This window comes from Kitasatospora sp. NPDC033851 (assembly GCF_055576085.1).
Map to the genome: position 1 here is coordinate 121,248 of NZ_JBVIRL010000012.1, position 15,322 is coordinate 136,569.

Genomic DNA, 15,322 nt, shown 5'->3' on the forward strand with positions numbered 1-15,322 from the left:
GGGGTAGCCGGATCAGTAGGTGACGATGCCCGGGTCCGAGAGGCCGGGGGCGCCGGTCTCGACGTGGCCGGCCAGGCGGCGGACGAAGTCGGCGGTCGCCGCGGAGGTGACGGTGACGTCGTACCAGTGGCGGCAGCCGCCGAGGTCGACGGTGTACGCGAGCGTCGCGCCCCGGCGGACGGTGACGGTCTGCGGGGTGCCGCCGTAGGCGTTGCTGACGGTGAGGACGACGTCGGCGGCGCCCGCGTTGGTCAGGGTGAGGTCGAGGTTGCCGGTGGTCGGGTTGTGCCGCGCGGTGACCTCGGGCCCGGCGGTCTTGCCGGGGTTGCGGAAGCGGCGCAGGAAGCCGTTGGGGCCGTGGACGGTCAGGTCGGTGACGCCCTTGGAGTAGCTGGTGTTCCAGGTGTCCGTGATCGACTTGCCCGCCTCCGCGGTGTAGGTCCACGGCCCGTCGGTGCGGTTGGGCGAGGTCACCAGGAACTGGGCGCCGGCCGCCGCGCCGCCGCTGAGGGTGAGGCGGAACCTGCCGGTGCCGGTGTCGGCCGCGCCGTCCGCGTACGGGGCGTACTTGAGCGGGCGGGTGGGCTTGGTGCCGGGCTCCTGCTTCGGCATGGTGCCGGTGGCGGGCGGGCTGGGCACGTAGTCGGGGTGCCGGTTGCGGTCCGGCGGGAGGTAGCCGGCCGTGGAGGGCAGCGCGGCCGGGGCGGGGTTCGACGCGGTGAAGTCGAAGGCGGAGGTCAGGTCGCCGCAGATGGCGCGCCGCCAGGGCGAGATGTTGGGCTCCAGCACGCCGAAGCGGCGCTCCATGAAGCGGATGATCGAGGTGTGGTCGAAGGTCTCCGAGCAGGCGTAGCCGCCGGTGCTCCAGGGCGAGACCACCAGCATCGGCACCCGCTGGCCGAGGCCGTACGGACCGGCCGCGTTGGCGGCGTTCCCGGCGAAGTAGTCGGCCGTGGTCGACACCGTCGAGAGGCCCTGGGAGGCGGAGGAGGGCGGGAACGGCGGCACGACGTGGTCGAAGAAGCCGTCGTTCTCGTCGTAGGTGATGAACAGCGCCGTGCGGGCCCACACGTCGGGGTTGGAGGTGAGCGCGTCCAGCACCTGGGAGACGTACCAGGCGCCGTAGTTCGCGGGCCAGTTGGGGTGCTCGGTGAACGCTTCGGGGGCGGCGATCCAGGAGATCTGCGGCAGCGTGCCGGCCTGGACGTCGCGGCGCAGCACGTCGAACAGGCCGTCGCCCGCCTTGGCGTCGGTGCCGGTGCGGGCCTTGTCGTACAGCGGGTCGCCGGGCTTGGCGTTGCGGTAGTTGTCGAAGTAGAGCAGCGAGTTGTCGCCGTAGTTGCCGCGGTAGGCGTCGCCTATCCAGCCCCAGGAGCCCGCCGCGTCCAGGCCGTCGCCGATGTCCTGGTAGACCTTCCAGGAGACCCCGGCCTTCTCCAGCCGCTCGGGGTAGGTGGTCCAGCCGTACCCGGCCTCCTGGTTGCCGAGGACCGGGCCGCCGCCGGTGCCGTCGTTGCCGGTGTAGCCGGTCCACATGTAGTAGCGGTTCGGGTCGGTGGAGCCGATGAACGAGCAGTGGTAGGCGTCGCAGAGGGTGAACGCGTCGGCGAGCGCGTAGTGGAACGGGATGTCCTGGCGGGTCAGGTAGGCCATGGTGGTGGCCGTCTTGGCGGGGACCCACTGGTCGTACCTGCCGTTGTTGAAGGCCTTGTGGCCGCCGGCCCAGTCGTGGTTGAGGTCCTGGACGAACTGCATGCCCAGGTCGTTCACCTGGGGGCGGAACGGCAGCACCTCCTTCTTGGCGCTGTCCGTCTGGTGCCACACCGACTTGCCGCTCGGCAGGGTCACCGGGCGGGGGTCGCCGAAGCCGCGGACCCCCTTCATCGCGCCGAAGTAGTGGTCGAACGAACGGTTCTCCTGCATCAGGACGACGATGTGCTCGACGTCCTGGAGGGTGCCGGTGGCGCCTTGCGGGGCGATCGCCGCGGCCCGCGCGATGCTCTGCGACAGCGTGGTGAACGCGGCTGTGGTGCCCGCGAGTTGGAGGAAACGTCGACGGTTCAGCTCTGCCATGGGTGGAATGACCTCTGGGTGTCGCGAGGGTGGAGGACGGCACCCCAAGGACAGCGCCCGTGGGGTACCGCCCGGCGGACCGTTCATGGCTGCCCGTTGTACGTCCGGCGAACGCCTCGAGTTGTCTGAACACGTTCCGTCAGCGGCCCTCCGTGCCGGGAGTCGCGGCGCGTCGCCGGGTGTGGTCGGAGCCACACCCAGTGTGGTCACAGCAGGTCCTGGCGGGCATTAGCCTTGGGTCCCCGGGGCGGGCGGTCCGTCCGACCGACCCGAGGGGAACGAAGAGTGGTGCACGACAGCCGGGTCCCGGCCGTGGTCGGGCGGCAGCGGGAGACGGAACTGCTCACCGCCGCCCTGGTGCAGGCCGAGGACGGCGCGAGCGGGTCCACGGTGCTGCTGCGCGGCGAGCCCGGCGTCGGCAAGTCCACCCTGCTGTCCTGGGTGGAGCGCGCCGCGCGCGAACGGGGCTTCACCGTCCTGCGGGCCGTCGGCGCCGAGGCGGAGACGGACCTCGCGTTCGGCGCCCTGCACCAGGCCTTCCGGTCACTGCTCCAGCGCTCCGGCGCCCTCTCCGACCACCAGCGGGAGGCCCTGGAGAGCGCGCTCGGCGTCCGCTCCGGAACCCCCAGCGGCTTCGCCGTCGGCGCCGCCGCCCTGGCACTGCTGGAGGAGGCGATGCGGACCGCCCCCGTGCTGCTGCTCCTGGACGACCTGCACTGGATCGACTCGTCGAGCGCGACCGTCTTCGCCTTCCTCCACCGGCGCTGCGCCGAACTGCCGATGGTGATCGTCGGCGCCAGCCGCCCGGACGGACCGGCCGCGCAGACCTGGTCGGCCGAGGCCGTCGAGGTCCGCGCCCTGCCCCGCCCGGACGCGGCCCTGCTGCTGGGCACCTGCCACCCCGAACTCGCCGCGGCCGCCCGGGACCGGGTCCTGGCGGAGGCCGCCGGGAACCCCCTGGCGCTGGTGGAACTGCCGCGCCAACTCGCCGCCGCCCAGCAGCGGGGCACCGCGCCGCTGCCGGAACGGCTGCCGCTGGGGCGCAAGCTCGAGCGGATGTTCGCCGACCGGCTGGGCGCGATGACGCCCGAGGTCGGCCGCTTCCTGCTGCTCGGCGCCCTGGCCACCGGCCCGGAGTTCAGCAGCGGCGCCTGGCTGCGCGCCGTCGCCGACGGGAACGCGCAGGAGGCCCTGGCCCGGATCGAGGCGGACGGCCTGGCCCGGCTGGACCCGGCCGGACAGCTGGTCTTCCGGCACCCCCTGGTCCGCACCGCCGTCGTCGCCGCGGCCTCCGACACCGCGCGCCGCGAGGCCCACCGGGCCCTGTCCGAAGCCCTCGCGCCGGACGACCCGAGGCGACTGGTCCACGAGGCGTCCGCCGCGCTGCTGCCCGACGAGGACCTCGCCCACCGCCTTCAGGAGGCCGGCCGGGAGCTCGCCCGCCGGGGCGGCGACGCCGAGGGCGCGCTGCTGCTCGAACGCGCCGCCGTCCTCAGCCCCAGCTCCTGCGACCGCGTCCGCAGGCTCACCTGGGCCGCGGTGATGTCGGCGCGCGGCGGGCAACTGCGCCACACCGCGTCCCTGGTGGAGGAACTGAAGACCGTCACCGTGCCGGATGACGTCGCCCCGCTGTTCGCGTACGCGGTGGTCTACGCCGACCAGAGTCACCACGTCGACTTCGAGTCCTCCGCCGCCCTGCTGCCCGCGGCCCTCGACGCGCTCACCGCACCGGGCGCCGACACCTTCGGCGGGATCACCGAACAGGCCTACTTCAAACTGCTCCTGGCCGCCACCTACACGGACGACCCGTGGGCCTGGCGGGCCCTGGAACGGCACCGGGACGAGGTCTCCGAGGCGGGCCGGCTGTGCCTGCGGGCCTGGACCGACCCGGGCCCGGACGCGGCCGCCACCCTGCGGGCCGTCGCCGAGCGGATGACGGAGGAACAGGAGGCCGGCGCCGCCTGGCTGCTGCTGTGGACCGCCTCGGCCCTCGACTGCCCCGAGGGCTCCCTGTGGCAGCGCTTCACCGGGCTGCACGGCTACGCCTCCCAGGGCTCGATCGCCAAGGCCAAATGCCACCAGGACTTCCTGCTCGGCCACTGGGACCAGGCCGCCGTCTGCCTGCGCGAAGCCGAGATCGCCGACGAACTCGGTTACCACACCAACGCGTTGATGTTCCGCCAGTACTACGCCCACTTCCTGGCCGGCCGTGGCGACGAGGCCGGGCTCCGGGAGGTCGAGCAGGCCATCCGGCCCACCGCCACCCGCGCCCGGATGCGGTACGTCCTCGACCGCCTGACCCACCTGCGCGGACTGGCCGCGCTCGCCCACGGGCGCCACGAGGAGGCGTACGCCCACTTCTCCGAGCTCACCCCGCCCGGGCGGCTGCCCGGCGGCCCGCCCTGGCGCCATGCCCTGGTCCTCGACCTGGTCACGGCCGCCGTGCACACCGGCCGGCACGAGGAGGCCCGGGCCCACCTCGCCGCCGGCCGGGCGGCCCATTCCGCGGAGATCTCCGACCGCCACGCCTTCCTGTGCGCGGCCGCCACCGCCGTGGCCGCCGGGGACGACGAAGCCGACGCCGGCTACCGCGCCGCGTACGCCGTCCCCGGCGCGGAGCAGTGGGCGTTCGACCTCGCCCGGCTGCGGCTCGCCCACGGCTCGTGGCTGCGCCGCCGCCACCGGCCCGGCGCCCGGGAACCGCTGCGCGCCGCCCACCACGTGTTCCGCCGTCTCCAGGCGGACCCCTGGGCCCGGCGCTGCGAGGAGGAGCTGCGGGCCGCCGGCGACCCGGTGGCACCGCCGCCCGGCGCACCGGCCGCGGAATCGCCCGGTCTCACCGGCCAGGAGCTGCGGATAGCCCGGCTCGCCGCGACCGGGCTGACCAACAAGGAGATCGGCCGCCGGCTCCTGCTGTCGCCCCGCACCGTCGCGGCCCACCTCTACAAGATCTTCCCGAAGCTCGGCATCACCTCGCGGGCCGCGCTCGCCCACGCCCTCGACAACGCCACTGACCTGCGCTGACGTCCTTCCCGGCGGTCGCTGCCCGGCCGCGCGGCACATGCTGCCCGAAAGGACAGTCAGATGACCTAACGGGCCGCCGCGCCCGCGCCCCAGGCTGGGACCGCGCAGGGAATTCGGCGGAAGGGCGGTCAGATGGGTGTGCGGGTGACGACCGCTTCGGTCGCGGACGAGGACAAGACGGCGTACTGGACCGGGGCGGTGTCCCGGGCGATGGTCCCGGTGGAGGTGCACCCGCGCACCGGGCGGCCCTTCGACGGACTCCTGGTGTCCCACCGGCTCGGCTACCTGCGGATCTCCACCCTGGAGGCAGACGCCGCCCGGCTCTCCCGCACGGCGGCCCTGATCAAGCGGGCCCCGTACGGCGAGCCGCAGGTCGCGATCGGCGTGCAGGAGACGGGCCGGGCCGTCCTGGAGCAGGACGGGCGCCGGGCGGAGGTGCCGCCGGGCGGGCTTGTGGTGTACGACACGGCGCGTCCGTACGCCGTCGACTACCCGGAGCGCTTCCGCACCCACCTGTTCCACCTGCCGCGCCGGCTGCTGGGCGTGCCGGAGCGGGACCTGCGGCAGGCGGCGGCGACGGCCGTCGGCCCCACGGAGGGCTGCGGACCGGTGCTCCTGCCGTTCCTCGCCGTCCTCGCCGCCTCCGCGCACTCCTACCCGGCCCCGGTCGGCGACCGGCTGGCGGGCAGCGTCGCGGACCTGCTGAGCGCGCTCGTGGTCCAGCTGGTCGGAGCCCGGCCGGAGGAGCCGGACGCCCCGAACGCGCACCTGGTCCGTCGGGTGCGCGAGTACATCGACCACCACCTGGCCGACCCCGAGCTGGTGCCCGAACGGATCGCGCAGGCCCACCACATCTCCGTGCGCTACCTGCACCGGATCTTCGAGGGCGAGGGCGTGACGGTGAGCCGGCTCATCCAGCAGCGCCGCCTGGCGGCGTGCGCCCGCGAGCTGGCCCGGCGCGGCCGCACCACGCCCACGGTCTCGGCCGTCGCCCAGCGCTGGGGCTTCGTCAACCCGGCGCACTTCAGCCGGACCTTCCGCGCCGCGTACGGTGTCTCTCCCCGGGAGTGGCGCGAACCGCCGCACCGCGATGCCGGTTGACGAGCCGCCGGACCGCCGCCGCGCACGCGGCCGCCGCGCCGCCCACCGACCGAAGCCAGGAGCGAAGAGTTGCCCGACCCCACCCCCCTGCCCGACCGGCACCCGGTGCTCGACCGGGTACTCCAGGAGTTCCTGGACGCCCGGGCCGGCCGGTCCGCGACGGAACTGCCGGACCTCTCCTTCCTCACCCCCGAGCGTGTCCCGACCGGCGGCCCGCACGAGGACCCGGACGAGGACCCGGACGACCCGCACGGCACCTCGACGGAGTGGCTCGCCCTGCCCTGCGGACCGGCCGGACGGGTGCACGTCCAGGTGACCAGACCCGCGGACGCCGTGGGCCCGAGCCCCGTGGTGCTGTTCCTGCCCGGCCTCGGCTGGTCGCTCGGCGACGCGGCCTGCTACGCCCGGCTGGTCCGGGAGTTCGCCCTGGGCACCGATGCCGCCGTGGTGTACGTGGACTACGCCCGCTCGCCCGCGGCCCGCTACCCGGTGGCCGTCGAGCAGTGCTACGAGGTGGCCCGGTGGATCCACGCGCACGGCCACGAGATCGGGCTGGAGGGGCGCCGCATCGCCGCCGTCGGCGACTCCGCGGGGGCCAACCTGGTGGCGGCGCTGACCCTGCTGGCCCGGCAGCGCGGGGACGTCCGGCTGGTCCAGCAGGTGCTGCTGTGCCCGGTGACCGACGCCGACTTCGACACCCCGTCCTACCGCCGGTACGCGACGGGCTACTTCCTGCACCGCGACCACATGCGCCGGTTCTGGGACGACTACCTGCCGGAGCTGCGCCGGCGGGGCGAGGCGACCGCCGCGCCGCTGCGCGCGTCCCTGGACCAGCTCGCCGGGCTCCCCCCGGCGCTCGTGGTCACCGCCGAGGCCGACGTGCTGCGGGACGAGGGCGAGGCCTACGCGGCCCGGCTCCGCGCGGCGGGCGTCCCGGTGGTGGCGATGCGCTACCAGGGCGCGGTGCACGGTTTCCTGCTGCTCGCCGGGCACTGCCCCACCGGCACCGCCCGGGCCGCGCTGATCCAGGTCGTCGACACCGTGCACGTGGCCCTGCACAGCCGGTCGTGGTGACCCCGGCCCCGAGCCCGCCGGGCCGGGACGCCGCGTCCTTCCCGCTCTCCCGTTCCGACACCGCGACACCACCCGGCCGGACCTGGCCGGTCCGGCCGACAGCAGCCTGAGGAGCACCGATGTCCGTCGTCCTCGACACCACCGGAGTACCGTCCGCCGACCGCGCGGAGTACTGGCGCGAGGCCGTCTCCCGTACCTTCATCCCGCTCGACGTGGAGCTGCTCGACGGCGCGCCCGCGCCCGCGACGATCACCAGCCACCGCCTGGGCGACCTGCAGGTCTCCCTGGTGGAGGCCGGGCCGCAGCGGGTCGAGCGCAGCGCGGGGCTGATCGCCCGCGGCGGGGAGGACCACCTCACACTGGCGCTCCAGCACCGCGGCACCGCCCGCCTGGTCCAGGACGGCCACCGGGTCGAGCTGCGGCCGGGCACCTTCGCGGTCTCCGACGCCGGGCGGCCGTTCGCCAAGGAGCTGCCGGAGCCCTTCGCCTTCACGGCGTTCCACTGGCCGCGCTCGGCCGTGGGCGTCTCGGAGGACGACCTGCGGGTGCTGACCGCGACGGCCTTCGACAGCGCCGACGGCACCGCCCGGCTGGTGGCCGCGTACCTGGAGTGCCTCTCCCGCTCGGCCGGCTCGATGGAACCGCACCTGGCGTCCTGGCTCGCCATCACGGCGCTCGACCTGCTCGCGGTGCTCGCCCACGAGCGCCGCGGCCGGTCCGGGCCGGAGGCACCGGAGGCGGCCCTGGCCACCCTGGCCCGGGTGAAGGACCACATCATGCGCCACCTCGGGGACCCGGACCTGTCGCCGGAGCGGATCGCGGCCGCCCACCACGTGTCGGTGCGGTACCTGCACAAGCTGTTCCGCTTCGAGGGGGTGACGGTGGCCCGCTGGATCCAGCGCCAGCGGCTGGACCTGTGCCGCCGTGACCTCGCCCGCCGGACGGCGGGCCGGGTCACCGTGGCGGCGGTGGCGGGCCGCTGGGGCTTCGTGAGCGCCAGTCACTTCAGCCGGGCGTTCCGGGCCGCCTACGGGGTCTCCCCGCGCGAGTGGCAGGCCTACGCCGGGACGGGCCTTACGTCCGGCGGCGGCGTCGGCGCCGCCCCCGCGCCGCTCGGCCCGTCCGGGTACGGCATCGCGGTGTGAACCGTCGGGTCGAGTCGTCGGGGTGAGCCGTCGGGACGGGACGCGGTGTGCGGGCGGGGCGGTCGGGGTGCGCCGATGGCGCCGAGGACGGAGTTGTCGAGCGGGCTGGCGGCCAGGCGCTCCAGGACCCGCTGCAGGCCCCGGGAGAGCGCGGCGCGCAGGGTGCGGCTCCGGCGGCGGACGTCGGGGACGGCGGAATGGAACGCTGCGCTGACGGACATGCGGCTCACCTCCGGTACGGCCTGCGGACCTGCAGGGACGTCCAGCTTCCCCCGGTTCGGCCGGGCCGGGGCCCGGATTGACGGGCTGCTGACGCTCCGCTGACGAACTGCTGACGACCCGATGACGGACCGCTGACGGCGGGCGGACGCCGGCCCGGCCCCGGGCGTTCAGACCCGGTACGCGGCGACGTAGCGGGCGGGGTCGCCGCCGAGGTCGCCGTGCCAGCGCCGCAGGCACCGCTCGGCGAAGGTCCGGCCGGTGGCGGCGATCTCGTCCAGCGGGTCCAGGTAGCCGAGGACGTGCGGCGGCTCGAGGTCCGCCGCGACGCGGGCGGCCAGGCCGGCCCTGGCGAGGCGGAGAAGTTCGACGGCCAGTGGGCGGACCGGGTCGCCGCCGAGGCGGGTGGCCAGGCCCCGGGCGGGGAGTTCCGCGAGGGCGGCCCGGTGCTCGCGCAGGGTGTAGCGGCCGAGCAACTCCCAGGCGGCGGCGCGGGATTCGGGGTGGTAGGTCAGCCCCGCCCACAGCGCGGGGACGGCGGCGACGAACGGGTACGGCGGTCCGTCCGCGGCGCGCAGCTCCAGGGTGCGGCGGACCCGGGTGTTGGTCCACAGCTGGTCGAGGTGGGCGGCCCAGTGGTCCGCAGTCGGCCGCGAACCGTCCCCGTAGCCGTCCCGGAGGAGTTCGGCGAAGGTGCGGCCGGGCGGCGCCGGGTGGTAGCGGCCGTCCGGGGTGCGGTAGTGGATCAGGGGGATGCCGAGCGCCCAGTCGACCACGTCGTCGGCGGTGACGTCGGGGCGCAGCGCGGGCGGCAGCACGCCGCTGCGGTACGGGTCCATCCGCAGCCAGGCCCAGCACCGGTTCGACAGCAGTCCATCGCACCGGCCTTCCTGGATCGGCGAGTTGACGAGCAGTGCGGAGACCACCGGGGCGGCGGCCATCTGCATCCGCAGCTTCTGGGTGAAGTCCTCGGGGGAGAGGTAGTCCAGGGTGACCTGGGTGGACAGCGACAGCGCCATGACGTACCGGGCCCGGCTGCCCGCCGTGCCCAGCCCGGCGAAGTGGTCCCGCATGATGGCGCCCCGGCTCATCGGCACCCACCGCATGTCGCGCAGCCGGTCGAAGGGCAGGTTGGCGCCGGGCACCAGGGCGAGGCCGAACCGGCCGGCCGGTTCGGCGAGTCGCTCCAGGGCGGTGCGCATGTCGGCCACGGCCTCGGCGACGCTCGGGACGGGGGCCGAGGAGTACTCGATCTGGCCGCCGTGCTCCAGGGTGATCAGGCTGCCGTCCGGGAGGCGGACGCCGGTCAGCCGTCCGGCGTCCGCCAGCCGCTCGCCGCCCCACCGGGCGAGCACCTCCTCCAGGACGGCCAGCACGCCGCGCGGGCCGAAGTAGCGGGCGGCCAGCCCGGTGGCCGGGTCGAGCAGGCCGCACTCGACCTCGAGGCCGACCCGCTCGCCGCGGGCGGGCCGGAACGGGGCCAGCAGCTCGGCCCGTTCCAGCGCCCGGCCGGCGTGCGGGCCGGTCACGCCGTGCCCACCCGGGCGGCGATCCGGGGGTGTCCGGCGCGGTCGAGCAGCGTGCTCACCGCGTCCAGGGCGGACTGCGCGGCGCCCTGGCACCAGGCGTGGGCGCCGGACAGGTGCTCGCCGGCGAAGAAGATCCGCGGCTGCTCCACCGGGTGCGGGGAGCCGAGCACGCTCAGGTAGCGGGTGTGCTCGCCGGGCGCCAGGTGGGCGAAGGCGCCGCCGCCCATGCCGGTCTGCACGTCCCAGTCGCAGTGCACGATGTCGTCCACGTCCCCGGTGATGCCCGGGTGGAGCTTCTCCAGGCAGTCCAGCACCAGCGCGTCCCGGTCCGCGACCGGCAGCGCGGCGAAGCGCCGGGCGTTGGCGCCCCACAGGTACGCGCCGAGCAGGGCGGCCGGGTCCGCGGAGCGCAGGGGGTCGCGCGGGCCCCAGCTCGGGCCGGAGCTGCCGTTGACCCCGCCCTCGGTGAGAACCGCGTTGTCCGACGGGTACCAGACCTGCTGGATCGGCAGGTCGGTGAAGCTGCCGCCGCCGTGGATGTCGTCCTCCAGCTCCCAGCGCCGGCGGGTGAGGTGCAGGACGGTCTTGACGCTGCTCGCGTAGCTGATGCCGCGGACGGCGTGCCGCTGGGCGGGCGGCAGGCCCGGGGTGACGGTGATCTGGTCGAGCGCGGGCGCCGGGACGCAGCACACCACGTAGTCGGCGTGGTCGCGCAGCCGGGCGCCGATCCGCCGGCCGCCGATCCGGACGCCGTCCGCGGTCAGCGCGATCTCGTCGATCCGGGTGGAGAGCCGCAGCGTGCCGGGGCGCAGGGACCGGACGAAGGCGTGGACCAGCGCGTCCAGCCCGTCGACCAGCTCGACCTGCCCGCTGTGGAACAGGCCGAAGTAGTCGACCAGCACCTCCAGCAGCGAGGACTGCTCGTAGTGTGCGAGGCCGCTGGCGTGTCCGAAGAGCTCCCAGGCGTCCTGCGACACGTGCTCGTGCACGAACTGCCACAGCGACACCGAGGCTGCCCGTTCCAGCGCCGGGTCGTCCCAGTGGCCCTCCAGGATGCGGCGCTGCTGCTCGACGGTGAAGGTGCGCCACACCGAGCCGAGCAGGTGGTCCAGCAGGGGTGCCGGTGCCTGCCGTTCGGCCGGGCGCAGCGCGTACGAGGGGAACAGCGAGGCCACGTCCTGCACCCGGACCCGGCGACCGCGCAGATGGTAGAAGGCGCGCGGGTTGGCGTTGACGAACGGGCGGGTCGCCAGCCCGAACCCGGAGACGTAGTGCAGCACGCAGTGGTGGTTGCCCGGGATGCGCATGGCGCCCAGGTCCACGTGCGTGCCGTCCCAGAACCGGTGGGTCCGCACCCGCCCGCCGGGCCGGTTCGCCCGCTCGTACACGACGACGTCGAAGCCGCGGCGCTGCAGCTCGTGTGCGCACACCAGTCCGGCGATGCCCGATCCGACCACGGCGACCCGGCCCCGGGCGCCGCCCACCGGCCGCAGCAGGGAACGCGGGAACGCAAAGCTGGTATCGAACATCGGCACCGAACCCGTCAGAAGGGGGACCCGGCCCCAGCCTCGGCCAGGCGTCGTTCGGGTGCCAGTTCGCGGCACCGATGCGAGTGACGGGCAGGCCGCGGGGAGGTTCCGTGCCCGATCGGACCGGCCCGGATCGCAGGGAGGGCCCGTCTGTATCATCTGTTCGCACACAGCGGCGGGGGGCAGGGGCGACGTGGAGACGGTGGGACCGAACGGGCCTGCGCAGGTGGGGCCGTTCCGGGTGTTGGCGCTGCTCGGGCAGGGCGGAATGGGGCGGGTGCTGCTGGGGGTGGCGCCGGACGGGCGGCCCGCGGCGGTCAAGCAGGTGCACGCCGAGTTCGCCGAGGACGACGGGTTCCGGATCCGGTTCCGGCGCGAGGTGGAGGCCTCGCGGCGGGTCTCCGGCGGGTACACGGCGGCGGTGATCGCGGCCGACCCGGAGGCCGAAACCCCTTGGCTGGCCTCGCAGTTCGTGCCCGGTCCGGCCCTGAACGAGGCGCTGCGGGCGGTCGGCGCGCTGCCGGAGGAGTCGGTCCGGCGGCTGGCCGCCGGGCTGGCGCAGGCGCTGGTCGACGTGCACCGGGCGGGTCTGATCCACCGGGACCTCAAGCCCTCCAACGTCCTGCTCGCCGAGGACGGCGTGCGCGTCATCGACTTCGGGATCGCGCGGGCGGCGGAGAGCCAGGACACCAAGCTCACCCGCACCGGGGCGATGATCGGCTCGCCCGGCTACATGTCGCCCGAGCAGGTCGAGGGGCGTGAACTGACGCCCGCCAGTGACGTGTTCTCGCTCGGCGCGACCCTGGTGGTGGCCTGCGCGGGCCGGCCGGCCTTCACGGGGGAGTCGCTGCCGCGGATCCTCTTCAACGTGCTGCACGCCGAACCCGACCTGAGCGGGGTGCCGGACGGACTGCGGCCGCTGCTCGCGGCCTGCCTGGCCAAGGACCCGGCCGCGCGGCCGACCCCGCAGGAGGTGCTCGCGGCGGTCGGGCGGCTCGCCCCGTCGACGCGGCCGTGGCCCGAGGCGGTGCACGGGCTGCTGGCGGCGCAGGGGGCGGAGATCGCCCGGCTGCTGGGCACCGACGCGCCGGCCGCCGTCCGGCCCGTGCCCGCGTCGGCCGCCGACCGGCCCGTGCCCGCGGTGGGCGGTGCCTTCGGACCGGCCGAGCCGCCGGCCGCGCCCGTGCGGCGGCGCCGCCGGGGGAGGCGGATCGTCCTGACCGTCGGCGCGATCGTCCTGGCGCTCGCCGGGGTGGCGGGCGGGCTGGTCGCCACCGGGGTGGTGAACCTGGACTCGGTGTTCCCCGAGCCGGTGCCCACGCCCGGGAACGTGCCGCTCTCGCAGGTCAAGGACAAGTACACGGCCGTGGCGCCCACCTGCGCGGACGCCCGGAGGGTGACGGTACCGCCCGAGTTCTCCGCACCCTGGGGCAACCCCGGGACCTGGGAGGCCACGGACTCGCACGGGAAGCACCCGGAGAAGGGCTGCCAGTGGAACTCCCGCAGCGGCGACCAGCTCGACGTCGACTGGGACGTCTACCCGAGCCTCCCCGGTGGCCTGACCGGCGCCGAGCGGGCGAAGGAGCACTTCGAGGCCCTCTACGTCGGAGGCCGCACGCGCGTGTCGGACCCGGGCTTCGCGGAGGAGGCGTTCTGGCTCCCGAAGAAGTATCTGGACGAGGAGAACTGCGTGTTCTACGTGCGCGACGTCAACCTGAACGTCTTCATCGCGGTGAAGGGCAGCAGCTACCCGAAGGGGCGGTGTGAGGAGCTGACCCGGACGATGGCCGCGACGGCGGTGCAGGTGGCGCAGTTCGTGTCCGTGAACGGGACGTCCCCCGAGGTGTCCCCCACGCAGCCGGCGTTCCGGTGACGGGCGCCTCGATGCGGCCGCGCCGGGAGTCGGACCCGGCCGAGGTCGGCCCGTACCGGGTCCTCGCGGAGCTGGGGCGCGGCGGGATGGGCCGGGTGCTGCTGGGCGCCGCGCCGGACGGGCGGCTGGTGGCGGTCAAGCAGGTGCACGACCGGTTCGCCGCCAACGACGGCTTCCGGGCCAGGTTCCGGCGCGAGGCCGGCGCCTCCCGCCGGGTGTCCGGGGCGTACACGGCGGCCGTGATGGACGCCGACGTCGACGCGCCGACGCCCTGGCTCGCCTCGGTGTTCGTGGTCGGGCCCTCGCTCGGCGCCGCCGTCGAGGCCGCCGGGCCGCTGCCCGCGGACGCCGTGCACCGGCTCGCCGTCGGCCTGGCCACGGCCCTGGTGGAGATCCACCGGGCGGCGCTGATCCACCGCGACCTCACACCGGAGAACGTGCTGCTCGCCGACGACGGCGTGCGCGTCATCGACTTCGGGATCGCCCGGGCGGCCGAGGAGGACGCCGAGCTCACCCACACCGGCGGCGTGATCGGCTCGCCCGCGTACATGTCGCCCGAGCAGGCCGAGGGCCGGGTACTGACCCCGGCGGCCGACGTGTTCTCGCTCGGCGCGGTGCTGGCGCTCGCCCTGACCGGCCGCAGCCCCTTCGCCGGGGCCTCCACCCTGCAGACCCTCTACAACGTCGTGCACACCGAGCCGGACCTCGCCGCCGTACCGGCCGCCACCCGGCCGCTGCTCGCGGCCTGCCTCGCCAAGGACCCGGCCGCCCGCCCGACCCCGGCCCGCCTGCTCGAACTCCTCGGCCCGGTCGCCCCGGCCGCCCGGCAGTGGCCGCCGACGGTGCACGCGCTGATCACCGCGCAGCAGACGGCGGTGGACGGGCTGCTCGCCGCCCCGCAGGGCGCCGCGCCGCCGCGCGCGCGGACGTCCGAGCCGACCTCGTACCACCTGGCGGCGCCCGGGCTGACCGCCCTGGCCACGGCCGTGGACACCGGGCCGGAAACCGACGCGCCCGCACCTGTACCCGTCGTCGCCGCCGGTACCCCGCCGCGCCGGTCGCGCCGGACCGCCGCCCTGGTGACCGCCGGGTTCGTCGCCGCGGCGGGCGTCGGCGGATACCTGTGGCTGCGCGACGCGAACGACCCGAACGGCCCGGCCGTTCCGGACAAGTACGTCAAGGCACCGGCCTGTGCGGAGGCCACCGGGCGGCTCCCGCTCCCGGCCGCCGAGCGCAAGCAGGAGGAGGACCACTACGTCGAGCAGTCCTCCAGGGCCGAGACCGACTGCTACTGGTACGGCTCGTCGGTCGTCTCCGGCACCACCTACTGGGACCGGAACCCGTCCGCGATCGTCCGCTGGATGCTCCAGCGCAGCGCCGGGACCAGCGACAACGCGACCCAGGTCCAGCGCAAGGACTTCGGTGACCTGGCCGTCGGCGAGCGCCGCGCGAGCGGCCTCGGCGTCGGCGAGGAGGCCTACTGGGGCTCGGTGGGGAACGGGACGAACTGCTCCCTTCACGTCCGCGACGGCAACCTGCGCCTCTCGGTCGACCTCGGCGGCAAGGCGCACCCGGCGGACGGCTGCGAGGCGCAGGCCGTGACGGTCGCCCGCGCGGCACTCGCGGCGATGCCGAGCTGAGCCGACCCGGACGCGGGCCGCGGTACCCCTGTTGCCTCGGCTCGCGTCCCGGGCCGGCGGATTCAGCCGGTGACCCTGATGCGACTTCCGGTGGACGTGCCACCGTCGGTGTCGC

General features: G+C 75.2%; 10 protein-coding genes. 6 read left to right on the top strand and 4 right to left on the bottom strand.

All coding sequences use genetic code 11. The annotated features are described in order from the left end of the window. Positions 1 to 12 precede the first annotated feature (12 nt). On the bottom strand, positions 13 to 2,073 hold the full coding sequence (locus tag ACZ51D_RS23200) for a phosphocholine-specific phospholipase C (protein ID WP_465663429.1): 2,061 nt from the start codon (positions 2,071 to 2,073) through the stop codon (positions 13 to 15). A gap of 285 nt (positions 2,074 to 2,358) precedes the next feature. On the opposite strand from ACZ51D_RS23200, the gene ACZ51D_RS23205 reads away from it, so the two are divergent. From ACZ51D_RS23205 to ACZ51D_RS23220, 4 genes are all read left to right on the top strand, one after another. Next, entirely contained in the window at positions 2,359 to 5,097 is a 2,739-nt protein-coding gene (locus ACZ51D_RS23205; RefSeq protein ID WP_465663430.1) for an ATP-binding protein, read from the top strand. Between the two features lie 132 nt (positions 5,098 to 5,229). Next, positions 5,230 to 6,198 (top strand): AraC-like ligand-binding domain-containing protein, encoded by a 969-nt coding sequence (locus tag ACZ51D_RS23210; protein ID WP_396287844.1) that lies wholly within the window; start codon positions 5,230 to 5,232, stop codon positions 6,196 to 6,198. A 69-nt stretch (positions 6,199 to 6,267) separates the two neighbouring features. Next, complete coding sequence (locus tag ACZ51D_RS23215) at positions 6,268 to 7,272, top strand: alpha/beta hydrolase (RefSeq protein WP_465663431.1); 1,005 nt, start codon at positions 6,268 to 6,270, stop codon at positions 7,270 to 7,272. Between the two features lie 119 nt (positions 7,273 to 7,391). Then, entirely contained in the window at positions 7,392 to 8,417 is a 1,026-nt protein-coding gene (locus ACZ51D_RS23220; RefSeq protein WP_465617990.1) for an AraC-like ligand-binding domain-containing protein, read from the top strand. Here the strand turns inward: ACZ51D_RS23220 and ACZ51D_RS23225 are convergent. The 3 genes from ACZ51D_RS23225 to ACZ51D_RS23235 form a co-directional block, all read right to left on the bottom strand. Then, complete coding sequence (locus ACZ51D_RS23225; RefSeq protein WP_465663432.1) at positions 8,330 to 8,638, bottom strand: hypothetical protein; 309 nt, start codon at positions 8,636 to 8,638, stop codon at positions 8,330 to 8,332. The genes ACZ51D_RS23220 and ACZ51D_RS23225 overlap by 88 nt on opposite strands. A gap of 168 nt (positions 8,639 to 8,806) precedes the next feature. Beyond that, on the bottom strand, positions 8,807 to 10,165 hold the full coding sequence (locus ACZ51D_RS23230; RefSeq protein ID WP_465663433.1) for a glutamate-cysteine ligase family protein: 1,359 nt from the start codon (positions 10,163 to 10,165) through the stop codon (positions 8,807 to 8,809). Next, positions 10,162 to 11,694 carry a flavin monoamine oxidase family protein gene (locus ACZ51D_RS23235; RefSeq protein WP_465617993.1) on the bottom strand — a complete coding sequence of 511 codons (1,533 nt, stop codon included), beginning with the start codon at positions 11,692 to 11,694 and terminating at the stop codon, positions 10,162 to 10,164. Before ACZ51D_RS23235 ends, ACZ51D_RS23230 begins: the two co-directional genes overlap by 4 nt. A 193-nt stretch (positions 11,695 to 11,887) precedes the next feature. On the opposite strand from ACZ51D_RS23235, the gene ACZ51D_RS23240 reads away from it, so the two are divergent. Further along, positions 11,888 to 13,567 carry a serine/threonine-protein kinase gene (locus ACZ51D_RS23240; protein ID WP_465617995.1) on the top strand — a complete coding sequence of 560 codons (1,680 nt, stop codon included), beginning with the start codon at positions 11,888 to 11,890 and terminating at the stop codon, positions 13,565 to 13,567. Continuing rightward, complete coding sequence (locus ACZ51D_RS23245; protein ID WP_465663434.1) at positions 13,564 to 15,207, top strand: protein kinase domain-containing protein; 1,644 nt, start codon at positions 13,564 to 13,566, stop codon at positions 15,205 to 15,207. Before ACZ51D_RS23240 ends, ACZ51D_RS23245 begins: the two co-directional genes overlap by 4 nt. The last annotated feature ends 115 nt before the right edge of the window (positions 15,208 to 15,322 follow it).